The 12,728-nt window shown below is 38.3% G+C and carries 17 protein-coding genes; 12 read left to right on the top strand and 5 right to left on the bottom strand.

What is annotated here, in order from left to right:
* Nucleotide 1 precedes the first annotated feature (1 nt).
* From tdh to glpG, 3 genes are all read left to right on the top strand, one after another.
* The gene (tdh, locus tag AC5NT5_RS13205; protein ID WP_024595694.1) at nt 2-1,027 is read left to right on the top strand and encodes an L-threonine 3-dehydrogenase; all 1,026 of its coding nucleotides are present in this window, start codon (nt 2-4) and stop codon (nt 1,025-1,027) included.
* 68 nt (nt 1,028-1,095) lie between these two features.
* A complete protein-coding gene (gene glpE, locus AC5NT5_RS13200) occupies nt 1,096-1,413 on the top strand; it encodes a thiosulfate sulfurtransferase GlpE (protein ID WP_010554397.1) in 318 nt (105 codons plus the stop codon).
* Complete coding sequence (gene glpG, locus AC5NT5_RS13195) at nt 1,410-2,228, top strand: rhomboid family intramembrane serine protease GlpG (protein ID WP_024595695.1); 819 nt, start codon at nt 1,410-1,412, stop codon at nt 2,226-2,228. Before glpE ends, glpG begins: the two co-directional genes overlap by 4 nt.
* Before the next feature lie 3 nt (nt 2,229-2,231).
* On the opposite strand, the gene AC5NT5_RS13190 is transcribed toward glpG, so the two are convergent.
* Complete coding sequence (locus tag AC5NT5_RS13190) at nt 2,232-2,630, bottom strand: flagellar basal body-associated protein FliL (protein ID WP_002961049.1); 399 nt, start codon at nt 2,628-2,630, stop codon at nt 2,232-2,234.
* A 154-nt stretch (nt 2,631-2,784) separates the two neighbouring features.
* Here AC5NT5_RS13190 and AC5NT5_RS13185 point away from each other — a divergent pair, with 154 nt between their 5' ends.
* Together AC5NT5_RS13185 and ubiA are read left to right on the top strand one after the other, a co-directional pair.
* Nucleotides 2,785-3,324, top strand: a complete 540-nt coding sequence (locus AC5NT5_RS13185) for a chorismate--pyruvate lyase family protein (RefSeq protein WP_002961048.1) — start codon at nt 2,785-2,787, stop codon at nt 3,322-3,324.
* Nucleotides 3,321-4,199, top strand: coding sequence for a 4-hydroxybenzoate octaprenyltransferase (gene ubiA / locus AC5NT5_RS13180; protein ID WP_182780322.1), 879 nt, complete (start codon nt 3,321-3,323; stop codon nt 4,197-4,199). The genes AC5NT5_RS13185 and ubiA overlap by 4 nt, the downstream gene beginning before the upstream one ends.
* Before the next feature lie 38 nt (nt 4,200-4,237).
* Here the strand turns inward: ubiA and AC5NT5_RS13175 are convergent, their stop codons facing one another.
* The 3 genes from AC5NT5_RS13175 to AC5NT5_RS13165 all read right to left on the bottom strand — a co-directional run bounded on the left by AC5NT5_RS13175 (nt 4,238) and on the right by AC5NT5_RS13165 (nt 6,634).
* Nucleotides 4,238-4,858, bottom strand: coding sequence for a 2OG-Fe(II) oxygenase (locus tag AC5NT5_RS13175; protein WP_002961046.1), 621 nt, complete (start codon nt 4,856-4,858; stop codon nt 4,238-4,240).
* 91 nt (nt 4,859-4,949) lie between these two features.
* Nucleotides 4,950-5,834, bottom strand: a complete 885-nt coding sequence (locus AC5NT5_RS13170) for a LysR family transcriptional regulator (protein WP_182720489.1) — start codon at nt 5,832-5,834, stop codon at nt 4,950-4,952.
* A gap of 377 nt (nt 5,835-6,211) precedes the next feature.
* Nucleotides 6,212-6,634: a DUF2721 domain-containing protein gene (locus AC5NT5_RS13165; RefSeq protein ID WP_002961042.1), complete on the bottom strand. Its 423-nt coding sequence runs from the start codon at nt 6,632-6,634 to the stop codon at nt 6,212-6,214.
* Between the two features lie 75 nt (nt 6,635-6,709).
* On the opposite strand from AC5NT5_RS13165, the gene AC5NT5_RS13160 reads away from it, so the two are divergent.
* From AC5NT5_RS13160 to tsaD, 3 genes are read left to right on the top strand one after another with little or no spacing between them, the layout of a single operon-like run.
* Nucleotides 6,710-7,063, top strand: coding sequence for a putative signal transducing protein (locus tag AC5NT5_RS13160; RefSeq protein ID WP_002961041.1), 354 nt, complete (start codon nt 6,710-6,712; stop codon nt 7,061-7,063).
* Nucleotides 7,056-7,646, top strand: coding sequence for a YjaG family protein (locus AC5NT5_RS13155; RefSeq protein WP_002961040.1), 591 nt, complete (start codon nt 7,056-7,058; stop codon nt 7,644-7,646). Before AC5NT5_RS13160 ends, AC5NT5_RS13155 begins: the two co-directional genes overlap by 8 nt.
* Nucleotides 7,647-7,684: 38 nt before the next feature.
* The gene (tsaD, locus tag AC5NT5_RS13150; protein ID WP_165744224.1) at nt 7,685-8,698 is read left to right on the top strand and encodes a tRNA (adenosine(37)-N6)-threonylcarbamoyltransferase complex transferase subunit TsaD; all 1,014 of its coding nucleotides are present in this window, start codon (nt 7,685-7,687) and stop codon (nt 8,696-8,698) included.
* Nucleotides 8,699-8,709: 11 nt separating this feature from the next.
* Here the strand turns inward: tsaD and plsY are convergent, their stop codons facing one another.
* A complete protein-coding gene (plsY, locus tag AC5NT5_RS13145; protein ID WP_002961038.1) occupies nt 8,710-9,321 on the bottom strand; it encodes a glycerol-3-phosphate 1-O-acyltransferase PlsY in 612 nt (203 codons plus the stop codon).
* A 230-nt stretch (nt 9,322-9,551) separates the two neighbouring features.
* Here plsY and folB point away from each other — a divergent pair, with 230 nt between their 5' ends.
* The 4 genes from folB (at nt 9,552) to mpl (ending at nt 12,728) form a co-directional block, all read left to right on the top strand.
* On the top strand, nt 9,552-9,911 hold the full coding sequence (gene folB / locus AC5NT5_RS13140) for a dihydroneopterin aldolase (protein ID WP_024604056.1): 360 nt from the start codon (nt 9,552-9,554) through the stop codon (nt 9,909-9,911).
* The gene (gene folK / locus AC5NT5_RS13135) at nt 9,912-10,400 is read left to right on the top strand and encodes a 2-amino-4-hydroxy-6-hydroxymethyldihydropteridine diphosphokinase (RefSeq protein WP_024604057.1); all 489 of its coding nucleotides are present in this window, start codon (nt 9,912-9,914) and stop codon (nt 10,398-10,400) included.
* A complete protein-coding gene (locus AC5NT5_RS13130; protein WP_182725119.1) occupies nt 10,397-11,197 on the top strand; it encodes an undecaprenyl-diphosphate phosphatase in 801 nt (266 codons plus the stop codon). The genes folK and AC5NT5_RS13130 overlap by 4 nt, the downstream gene beginning before the upstream one ends.
* Before the next feature lie 175 nt (nt 11,198-11,372).
* Nucleotides 11,373-12,728 (top strand): UDP-N-acetylmuramate:L-alanyl-gamma-D-glutamyl-meso-diaminopimelate ligase, encoded by a 1,356-nt coding sequence (gene mpl, locus AC5NT5_RS13125; RefSeq protein WP_494513983.1) that lies wholly within the window; start codon nt 11,373-11,375, stop codon nt 12,726-12,728.

The raw sequence follows: 12,728 nt of genomic DNA, 5'->3' as shown, positions 1-12,728 counted from the left end.
TATGAAAGCATTATCTAAATTAAAAGCAGAACCGGGCATTTGGATGACAGATGCACCAAAGCCAGAAGTAGGTCATAACGACTTACTGATTAAAATTCGCAAAACAGCTATTTGTGGTACCGACGTACATATTTACAAGTGGGACGAATGGGCAAGTAAAACTATTCCAACGCCTATGGTTGTTGGCCATGAATATGTTGGTGAAGTCGTTGATATGGGCCAAGAAGTTCGTGGCTTTCAGGTTGGCGACCGCGTATCTGGCGAAGGGCATATTACGTGTGGCCACTGTCGAAATTGTCGTGCAGGGCGTGTACATTTATGCCGTAATACAACGGGTGTAGGTGTAAACCGTGAAGGTGCGTTTGCCGAATATTTAGTTATTCCTGCATTTAACGCATTTAAAATTCCAGATAATATTTCTGACGAACTCGCTTCTATTTTCGACCCATTTGGTAACGCAGTTCATACCGCACTATCGTTTGACTTAGTTGGCGAAGATGTACTTATCACTGGTGCAGGCCCAATTGGTATTATGGCAGCAGCTGTTGCAAAACATGTTGGTGCTCGCCACGTTGTAATTACCGACGTAAACGAATACCGCCTAGATTTAGCACGTAAAATGGGGGCTTCACGCGCTGTAAACGTTGCCAATGAAAAGCTTGAAGATGTAATGAAAGAGCTAGGTATGACAGAGGGTTTTGATATTGGCCTTGAAATGTCAGGTGTGCCAAGCGCGTTTAATTCAATGCTTAATAATATGAACCACGGCGGTAAAATTGCCATGCTGGGTATTCCACCATCTGATATGGCAGTTGACTGGAACCAAGTTATTTTTAAAGGTTTAGTGATTAAAGGTATTTACGGTCGCGAAATGTTCGAAACGTGGTACAAAATGGCAAGTTTGATTCAATCTGGCCTAGATTTAAACCCAATCATTACACATCAATATTCTGTGGATGACTTCCAAGCTGGCTTTGATATGATGATTTCAGGTCAGTCAGGTAAAGTAATTTTAAACTGGGATTAGTTCCTAACTAAATTACAAGAAGGGCGGCTTTAGCCGCCTTTTTTATACTATTAATTAAAGAGATTTCAATGGCATTTAAACATATTTCTATAGCGCAAACGTTAGAGCTTTTAGATAAAGAAGACGTGGTAATTGCAGATATTCGCGATCCTAATTCGTATCAAGCCGGTCGCATTCCAGGCTCAGAAGCACTTTCTAACGGTAATATCGCACAATTTATGATGGAAAAAGAATTCGATCAGCCAATTATTATTGTCTGCTACCACGGTATGAGCTCACAAGGCGCAGCTAGCTACTTAGTTGAGCAAGGTTTTGAAGACGTTTACAGTATGGATGGCGGCTTTACAGCTTGGGAAGCTGCTTACAGCGAGAAAGTAGAGCGATGATAGAGCTTGGCAGTTTAAATAACCCGCGCGCCGCACAGGGCTTTATAGATTATTTAAAAAGCCAAGGTTTACAAGGACAATTAAGCTCCTCAGATGGTAGCAATGTCATTATTAGTGTTGCGCCTGAGCATTTTCATCAAATACAACCTTTATGGGCCGAATTTACACAAAACCCTAACCATGAACGCTATCAACAAGCTTCATGGGATGTAGGTAGCACACAATCGCCGCTTAAATACCAAGGGCAATCACTTAATCTAATGACGCGATTTAAAGCGCTTAGCTGGTTAAATCAAACCGTAAGTATTGTAAGCGTTATAATTTATTTTGCTTTTTTACTAGGTGGTTTTGAGACCATTTACACCATGATGCAGTTTAAACCTACGCAGCCTTTAAGTTGGTTAACGCCCGCCCTCGTACATTTTAGCGCGATGCATATAGTGTTTAATTTAATTTGGTGGATGTCGCTTGGTGACAATATCGAAAAACAATGCGGAAAACTCACCCTAATAGGTTTGTTTTTAGTAACTGCACTTATAAGTAATTGGGCACAATACTTAATGGTTGGCCCCAATTTTGGCGGCTTGAGTGGTGTGGTGTATGGGCTACTTGGTTTTTGCTGGATTCATAGCTTTTTAAATCCTAACAAGCCTGCGCTTGTAAGTACGGCTATTGTTGGCTTTATGTTGATTTGGTTAGTGCTTGGGTTTGCTGATGTATTGTTTGTAGGTATGGCTAATTGGGCGCACTTAGGTGGGTTACTTAGCGGTATGGCTTTTGCCTATACCGCCAAAATATTTAACGCAAAACGTTAAATACTAATGATATAAATATTTAGTGAACAAGACTTCACGGATGATCTCTTGTCCTGTTTCTTCTTTTAGCAGGCTTTTTAGTTTTTCGGCGCACTTTGCACGTATTTCTTCACGGCCAGTAAGTGATTTTATTTTTTCTTCTGGTTCTTTAGATAAAATCTCTACTAGGGCATCACGAAGTAATGGCGTGTGGTGTTCAACCACTGCAATATCAGAAGTGTCAGTAAGCATTAAATCAATAGTTACACGCACATAGCCCATTTTTTTACTTGATGCGCCAATGTAGTTGGTGATTATATCTGGCTCAAAACCAAAATAACCAACTGTGGATTCAGCACGAGCTGTAAAGCTTATAACGCTTACAAAGAACGTAAAAAGACCTGCGTATACTATTTTTTTCATATTTAAAGCGTTTCTTAAAACTTGTTACAAATAGTTTATACTTAATAGTAGGTAATAAACAGCGCCAAGCAATTATTTATGGTTATAAAACATCACTTTTTCAAAAGCTTTGGCAATGGTATCATCTCGTTGTTTTTTATTTTGTTGAGCTATTGTGATTACTTATCCTCTGTCTATATCTGCTAATTGGCAGTCCACTTCTTATATAAGTGACTTATCTCCTCTAGAGCAAGAGTGGCTTTTTGAACAGAATTCATTAACGGCTAAATTAAAAAGTAACTCAAAAACTTTTAATGTAAAGGTATTAAGTGAGCAGTTATTTACTTTAAGCCCAGAGCAAAACTTACTACTAAACAGCACAGCTAAAACAGCTATTAATAGAGAAGTTCTCTTACTGTGCGATAACAAACCTGTGGTGTACGCACAAAGCTGGCTTCCTAAAAATGATTCTATTAATCCTTTGCACAATATGGGCGAGCGTCCTTTAGGTGATGTGATTTTTCAAGACCCAGCATTAAAACGAACGGATATAGAAATTGCTTATTTTGATGACACGCACCCTATTCAGCAATTAGTTACAAAATTGAACTTACCCGAGAAAAACTTACTAGGGCGTCGAAGTGTATTCTCACTCAAAGAATATAAGTTTTTAGTGTGTGAAGTGTTTTTACCTGGAGCATATTTATACTCATGAAATTAGCCGCTTTAAAGCCAAAACATATTCCTTATTATATACAGTTAATGCGTATAGATAAGCCCATTGGTACCTTGTTATTACTTTGGCCAACATACTGGGCTTTATGGCTTGCTAATAGTGGGGTGCCGAGCTTACTCAACTTTATTATATTTACGCTGGGCGTTGTTGTTATGCGTAGCGCAGGGTGTGTAATTAATGATTTTGCAGATAGAAAAATAGACGGCTCGGTAAAACGCACAGCTCAACGGCCGCTAGCTTCAGGACAGGTGAGTAGTGGTGAAGCACTTAGCCTATTTTTACTACTCATAGTTATTGCGTTCATTTTAGTATTAATGCTTAGCGTCAATACTATTTTGCTTTCTTTTGGTGCTTTGGCTTTAGCCTTTTGTTACCCCTTTATGAAGCGCTATACACAGTTACCTCAAGTTATTTTAGGGGCTGCATTTGGTTGGGCTATTCCTATGGCTTATATGGCTTCAATTAATGCACTACCAAAGCAGGCATGGTTATTATTTATAGCCAATATTTGCTGGACAGTGGCTTACGATACCATGTATGCGATGGTTGATAGGGACGACGATTTAAAAATAGGGGTAAAATCAACCGCTATTTTATTTGGTAAATACGACCGCCATATTATCTTTTTACTTAATGCTGTATTTATAGCGTTGGTTGCTTTTATTGGTATAAGCAATCATTTAAGTGTCGCATTTGGCGTTGGTTTAAGTATTGCTGCGGGCCTATTGGCATACCAACAAACGCTTATTCATAAACGTGAAAGAGATGCCTGTTTTAAAGCGTTTTTAAATAATCATTACGTGGGTTTGGCTATCTTTATAGGGTTATTACTTTCATACCCAATAGCATTTTAAAAGCCTCAATAAAGGCTGTTAAAATGCTCTATTAGGAGTTATCGGGGCGGATCAATAATGCCGCTAATAGAGGCGTTTTTTCTAAACCAGCCTGCAATAGAATAGCGATCGTCAACGGCGGGAAGTACTTCGTGGGCAAAGCGTTCGCTTTCAAACATTACTAATGTGCCAGCAGTTGGTTTAATTGTTATTTCTATCTCTTTACTTTTAGGTTTATAAATAACAAGTTCGCCACCTTGCTTAGGCGTATTTAAATAAAGTACCGTTGTAAATACTCGATTAGAGCGACCTTTAAATGCATCTAAGTGCTTTTTGTAAAAATCACCCTGTGTATATTTTGCATAATGGCATTCGTAATCAAATAACCCCATAAAAAAACTGCGATTTAACGTGGTCTTTATACTTTGCATTATTGCTTGATAGGTAAGCTGTGCTTGAGAGCTGCCGTCAAACCAATAGGTTTTATCAGTACGTACGGTTTTATCTATTTGTAAGTCATTTAATCGACCAATACCAGCAAGGCTAAAGTGAGGGTTTATACGGTGGCAGTCTGCAACTAAATCGTTAACTAAATCGGCAATAAGCGCGTTATGAATTACGGTATATCCTTGGCGTTCTATATCATCTAAATAGACATCAGGACCAAAAAGTGTGTTCATTCACATCAGCTGTTTAAAAAAGGTGCGACAGTGTAGCCGAAAAGCTGTTAAAAGCTACTGTTTATTGTGCCGCACTTTTTGAAACATCAGATTAGCTAAATGCAGCACCCGCTTTTTTTATAAGCGATAGTAAATGCTCTACATGTTCAGTAATCGACGTCTGTTGGCTTGTTTGTACAACGAGTTGTTCGTGGTTTAAATCTTTATTTGTTTTAAGTTGTACTAATTCAGAATTCTCTGCGATTGCATTAGCATGTTCAATGCTTGCAATAGCAAAATGATCTGATTTAACTACACCTGCCATTACTTGCTCAATACTGCCCACTTTAATACTTGATGATTTATTTAAAGAATCAATTGCTTCATTAAGCATAGTTTGTACTTGTTTAGACTCAGAGAAACAGCCAAACATCGGATAGTTATCAAGGTTTTGTTTACTTATATCGTTTTTATGGGCAAGAGGGTGGTTTTTTGAAACAAATAACACAAGCTGATCAGGTAAGTGAATGTCACTGCCAATACTATTAATAGCTTGAGAGTATACGCTAATGTCTATTTCACCTTGTTGGAGTTTGCGTGTTAACTCTTGCTGATCTTGTAGCTGCATCTCAATTTTTATATGAGGGTATTGAGCTAAAAACTGTCCACAAGAAATAGGTACTATGCTGCTTGCCTTATTGGTATACCCAATAACGAGCTTTTCATTGGCATTACCGTTTACTGATTGAAAAATCCGCTTTTTCGTTAGCTCAAGTTCCGATAGGGTTGTTTTAGCATATTCTAGAAAAAGCTCGCCTTCTGGCGTTAATTTAACAGAGCGTGTTGAGCGTTTTACTAACTCATATCCCATTTCATCTTCAAGTGTTTGAATGCTGCGCGTTAGCGCTGAAGTACTAATTTGGGTTTGTTCAGCAGCTTGTCTAAAATGACGTAATATACCAAGTGCTACAAATTGCTCTAATTGTTCAAATCTCACTTTATAGTCCCTTTTTATAAGTAAGTCGCAGATACCACGGACATCAAATATATTAATTTTTATTCTAAAGTTTAGTAAAATTCTATATTGAAATACGGTTGCAAGTTCATACGTGTTTCCAGCAGGATACCCCCCTTTTAGTATTAATTAAAGAGAAAAGCGACCAAATAGTATTACTTTTTAAATTCATAACTAGTTGTTTATTGTATTTTATCTATGTTTTTGCAATGGGCTAGCTAAGTAAACTTATTTGTAGTCAGTAAGTTAGTTAGTATATTTGGATTAAATTGTTCTAATTAATAAAAAAGTACGCCCCAAAAAGGGGCGTTCATACAACATGATTGTGACAAATAATAGAGTGTTTTATTTATAATAAACTATTTTACAAAATTTCTATTTATTCGGCTACTTAGTGGTTTATTTTCAATGCTTTGTAGTTCTATCTCGATTGCATCACAGGAAATATGTATTTCAAATAAAGACGTTAATAACGATAAACTTAAGCAAGCTAAGCTAATGCCAAATAAAATAATTCCTGTGGCATTAAACTCAATAAATAATGCAAACATTGATAGTGTACACAGTAGAAAAGAGGCTACCCCGTACACTTGCATCGTTCTAATTAGCTTAATACGTTTACGTAAGTTAGTGATTTGAGCCACTACAACAGGCCGAATAGATTCACCTTCACGCGCATTTAGCTCCCTAATTAATTGCGCTAAAACTAAAAATCGGTTTGTATAGGCGAGTAATAGCAGCGATATGGCCGGAAAAAGTAAGCCAGGGGTTGTTAGTGTCATGTTTATTCCTTAAAAGTACAGCATGCTAATAATTTAGCGCAGGATATTGTTAACACAAAATAAATGAGGTGAATATTGCAAAATATTAATAATAACAATTCAACAGATAGCTCTTTTCAATGGGTTACAATTTATAAAGCTGAAAATACCTTGGAAGCGAATATCGTAAAAGGCTTAATACAAACTGCTGGAATAGAGTGTAAAATTAAAGGCGAGATGCTCCAAGGGGCGCTTGGAGAAATTCCATATGATCAGGCGCAAGTTAGTGTGCAGGTTTATGCGATAAAAGAGCGCCATGCGCGGCAAATATTGGTAAACTATCAACAAGTAAAACAATCCGCTCCAGATTGGGTATGCCCTAATTGTAATGAGCATAATGGATCAACATTTGATTTTTGTTGGTCGTGTGAGACGTTAAAGAATGACTAAAGCAAATAATTTTCAGCGTATTAGAGAGCTTAACTATTTACAAAAGGCCGTTTTAGCAAGTGCTTTAATAGAGCGAATGCTGCCAAATTACGGTTTATTTAGCGAAGCAACGGGGTTTGGTGATGAAACCTTATTACGTAATTCGCTTAATGTTTGTTGGGAAAAAATCTTACTGCCTAAAAGTAAAATAGATCTCGAAAAACAAGTTGAAAAAATAGAGCCAAATGTTCCTGAACTTGCTGATTTTGATATGTTTGGTACTTATCCTGCTATTGATGCTGCAACGTCTTTACTTAGCTTAATGCACGGTTTAGTGGCGCAAGATGAGCAAGAGTTCATTAGTGTGAGCAAAATATCTCAAGCAACAGTGGCTCGCTTTATTGAATATCAAATGACGGTTGAAGGTGAGATTGCTGATAACACAGCAGTGAGAGAGCACCCATTAATGCAGTACGAAATTGAAGTATTAGGTGAGCTAATTGATTTTGTAGAAAATATGGGGCGTATTACCTCTGATAGCGTAAAGGCACTTAAAAAGTTTGCCCTTGAAGATGGCCAAACAAATATTGGTCTTACGTTATAAAAGAAGCAAAGTAGAATTTAAAAGGCAGGAGAAGTACAGTGCGAATTTTAGGCATTGAATCGTCATGTGATGAAACGGGTATTGCAATATATGATGACGAAAAAGGCTTGTTAGCTCATCAATTATACAGCCAAGTAAAAGTACACGCTGATTACGGCGGTGTAGTGCCGGAACTTGCATCGCGCGATCATGTTCGTAAAACATTACCACTTATAGATGCAGCATTTGCACAAGCAGGTTGTGGCCCTGAAGATTTAGACGGTATTGCTTATACTGCAGGCCCAGGTCTAGTTGGTGCATTATTGGTAGGTACGTCTATTGGTCGTTCATTAGCATACGGCTGGGATATACCTGCGGTAGCAGTACATCACATGGAAGGGCATTTACTTGCTCCGATGCTTGAGGAAAATACCCCTGAGTTTCCGTTTATTGCATTGCTTGTATCGGGCGGTCATACCATGATGGTTAAAGTAGCAGGTATTGGACAATACGAAGTACTAGGTGAGTCAGTTGATGATGCCGCAGGCGAGGCCTTTGATAAAACGGCTAAGTTACTTGGTCTTGATTACCCCGGTGGTCCACGCTTAGCTAAAATGGCCGAACAAGGCGTAGCAAAGCGTTTTGTATTTCCTCGCCCTATGACCGACAAGCCAGGACTTGATTTTAGTTTTAGTGGTTTAAAAACAGCGGCATCAATCACGATTCGTGAAAATGACGACGACGATCAAACCAAAGCTGATATAGCGCATGCATTTCAAACGGCGGTTATTGATACGCTCGTTATTAAGTGTAAGCGTGCGCTTAAACAAACAGGTATTAAGCGTTTGGTCATCGCCGGTGGTGTGAGTGCAAATACACAGCTTCGACTGCAGCTTGAACGCGTAATGAAGGGTATGAAAGGCGAAGTGTTTTATCCGCGTACTGAATTTTGTACCGACAATGGTGCAATGATTGCTTATGCCGGAATGCAACGTTTAAAAGCAGGGCAATTTGCCACGCTTGATATGAAAACAAAACCTCGTTGGCCTATAGATAGCCTTGAGCCGATTTAATGACTCATATTTTAGATATTTTTGTTTTCATCGGTGGGTGCTTTTTTAGCACCCACTTTTGGTTCTTCCCCACTAAATAATCGAATAATATTAGTACGGTGACGAAATATAATTAACAGCGTGATAAAAGTAACGGGAAGAGTATAAAGTGGCTTTATTAGCCATGTATACAAGGGCGCTAAAGATACAGCTACAAGCGCCGCCAGTGATGAATAGCGTGTTATTGCCACTATAACTAACCAAGTACACACAAGTAAACCTGCCAATGATAAGCCAATAGGTAATAATGAGCCAAATGCCGTTGCTACGGCTTTACCGCCTTTGAAGCTAAAAAACAGTGGGTACATATGGCCTAAACAAGCAGCTACTGCGACTAAACCAAGCTCTAAAGGTTCAACTTCTAAAAAATAAGCCCCCCATACCGGAATAGTGCCTTTTAAAATATCAAACACTAGAACCAAGCAAGCCGGAAATGCTCCGCCTAATCTATAAACATTTGTAGCTCCTGGGTTATTAGAACCACTATTACGAGGGTCTGGGAGTTTGAACAACCGCGACACTAAAATAGCCGACGAAATCGACCCAAGTAAATAAGCTAAAACAAACATTATAGTGGCTAACACGCGCTTCCTTATTTTTTAATTGCTATACCAATTGATAGTGCTTTTAGGCTATTATTGACAGCAAAATTTATCGTAAAAATTATTAACAGGCTATTTAATAGCTAGTTTAGTTATTTTGCTATTGTAGAAGTTATTTTTACATATTTAAACACTGGCTAAACCATATACAGTATTAATTTTATTGATGCTTAGTATAGTTGCTTAGTAGTTTGTTGTTATTTGGAGTATCAATGGATAAGGTTTTTATATCTCAATTGCACGTCGACACTATTATTGGAGTGTACGACTTTGAAAAAGAAAGTAAACAGAGCCTTTATTTTGATATTGAAATGCTAAGCGATATTAAGCCTGCAGCTGAAAATGACGATATTAATTTAGCACTGGATTACTCAAAAGTAAGTGAGCGAGTTATTGAGCACTGCACTTTAAAACCTGTAGAGTTGCTAGAAACTTTAGTTGAACAATTAGCGCATATTATTTTAAGCGAGTTTAATACTCCACAAGTTACTATAAGAGTAAGTAAACCAGCAGCAGTAGCACAAGCGCAAACTGTAGGTGTTGAAATTACACGTGTTAAGGCAACTGACTAAATGGCTCAAATTTATATCAGCCTAGGATCAAATATAAATAAAGCGCATTATATACAATGTGCATTAATTGCACTTAAGCAGCACTTTGAACATATTGTACACTCGTCTGTTTTTGAAAGTGAAGCAGTTGGGTTTGCTGGCAATAATTTTTATAATTCAGTCGTTGGCGCTACAACTGATATGTCGCTTGTTGATGTATGCGCTTTATTAAAACAAATAGAGCGTGATAATGGACGCACAGCGAACGATAAAAAGTTTAGTCCACGAACGCTCGATTTAGATTTACTATTTTACGATGATGTAATTTGCGCTTCTCCAGCACAATTACCACGAGATGAAATAACTAAAAACGCATTTGTATTACAACCTCTTAGCGAGGTTGCCCCAGATTTCTATCATCCTGTTGCTAAACAAACGATTGCGCAGTTATGGAATGAATATAATAACCCTCAACAAAAGCTATGGAAGGTGGAGTTTTCTAACCCATGAGTATCATCGAAATAATTATTTTAGCCCTCATACAGGGATTTACTGAGTTTTTACCAATATCTAGTTCTGCGCACTTAATTCTCCCATCGCAAATTTTAGGCTGGGAAGATCAAGGGCTTGCGTTTGACGTGGCAGTACATGTTGGTACTTTAATTGCCGTTGTTATTTATTTTCGCAAAGAGGTCGTCGACATACTCAGTGCGTGGTTTAAATCCTTTGGAGCACAAGGTACTAGTGATGATAGTAAGCTAGGTTGGTGGATAATTTTAGGCACTGTGCCTGCCGCTATTTTAGGCTTAATTTTAAAAGACTTTATAGAGTTGTACCTACGAAGCGCTTGGGTAATTGCTACTACCACAATTGTGTTTGGTTTATTGCTTTGGTACGCGGATGCAAAAGGTAAGCAAATTAAAACTATTTATCAGCTTAATTGGAAAACAGCACTTATTATTGGTTTTGCACAAGCTGTTGCAATGATCCCGGGAACTTCTCGCTCAGGTATCACGATGACTGCTGGTTTAATGCTTGGAATGAATAAGCAAAGCGCAGCGCGTTTTTCGTTCTTACTGGCAATTCCAATTATTTCTATGATGGGGCTTTATTATACTGCAGAGCTTGCTTTGGGTGACCATGTGGTTGATTGGAATACATTATTACTAGGTGTAGTGCTATCGTTCTTATCGGCTTATGCATGTATATTTATGTTTTTAAAAGTAATAGAGCGAATGGGCATGTTGCCATTTGTGATATATCGTTTATTGCTCGGTGTAGGTTTAATAGTATTTTTAATGATGTAGCAAATAATGACTAATAAAAAAGCCTTCTAATTAAGAAGGCTTTTTTATTATCAAGTGGTCATTTTGGCACGAGTGAAATGCTTACTCGCAATGGTAACTAAGCACGAATTTTGGCATTATAGCGCCATTAAACTTTGCATAGCTGTAAAGTGAGCATACGATTTAAGGAAAGTATATGCATATACATATTTTGGGCATTTGTGGCACGTTTATGGGTGGCATTGCAGCCATTGCTAAATCGTTGGGTCATAAAGTAACGGGTTCCGATCAAAACGTTTACCCACCAATGAGTACGCAACTTGAAGAGCTTGGCATTGAACTGACTCAAGGCTACGAGGTATCTCAATTAGAGCCAAAGCCAGATATGGTCGTTATTGGTAATGCAATGAGCCGGGGTAACCCATGTGTTGAATATGTGCTTGATAAAGGTCTGCCTTATACATCTGGCCCTGAGTGGCTTAAGCATAACTTACTGCAAGATTCTTGGGTGCTTGCGGTTGCTGGTACGCATGGTAAAACAACCACAGCAAGTATGCTTGCGTGGGTGTTAGAGTACGCAGGTTTAAAACCAGGTTTTTTAATTGGCGGCATAGTGCAAAATTTTGGTGTATCGGCAAAAGTGGGTGAAACGCCATTTTTTGTTATTGAAGCCGATGAATACGACACTGCTTTTTTTGATAAGCGCAGTAAGTTTGTACATTACCTCCCGCGTACACTTATCTTAAATAATCTTGAATTCGATCATGCTGATATTTTTGAAGATTTAAACGCAATAAAAAAACAATTTCATCACTTAATGCGTACATTACCTCAAAGCGGCAAGGTAATTTGGCCAAAGCAAGACGTAGCGCTTAATGATGTAATAGCACAAGGGCTTTGGAGCGAAAGCGAAACGCTAGGCGATGATTGGAGCTATGAATTAATAAAAGCCGATGGAAGTGAGTTTAATGTATTACTTAATGGCGAAAAGCAGGGCACTGTCTGTTGGCAAGCAATAGGCGAGCATAACGTTAAAAATGCGATTATGACTATCGCAGCAGCGCGCCATGTGGGTATAGCTGTTGATCATAGTATTGATGCGTTAGAAGAATTTATTAGCCCTAAAAGGCGTATGGAGCTAAAAGCGGATATAAATAATATTAAAGTGTATGACGACTTTGCGCATCACCCAACAGCAATTAAAACTACGCTTGCAGGATTGCGCGCAAAAGTAGGCGATGAAAAAATTATCGCTATTTTAGAGCCGCGCTCAAACACCATGAAAATGGGCGTGCACCAATATACATTATTAGATTCACTGCGTGATGCTGACAACGTACTCCTTTTTGAACCAGAGAATCTAAATTGGTCGCTAAAAGAGCAAGCAGATAAAGCAGGCATGCAGTGCTTTAGCAGCACGCAAACAATTATTGATACGGTGCTTGAAAATATTGAGCCTAATCAGCATATTTTAATTATGAGCAATGGCGGCTTTAATGGCCTTCATCAACACCTTGTTGATGGCTTAGCTGATAAATACAGCGGAGAATAG

Source organism: Pseudoalteromonas sp. J2K-J599 (assembly GCF_059295115.2).
Note: the sequence above shows the minus strand (reverse complement) of the source record. Positions and strands in the feature narration are given on the sequence as shown.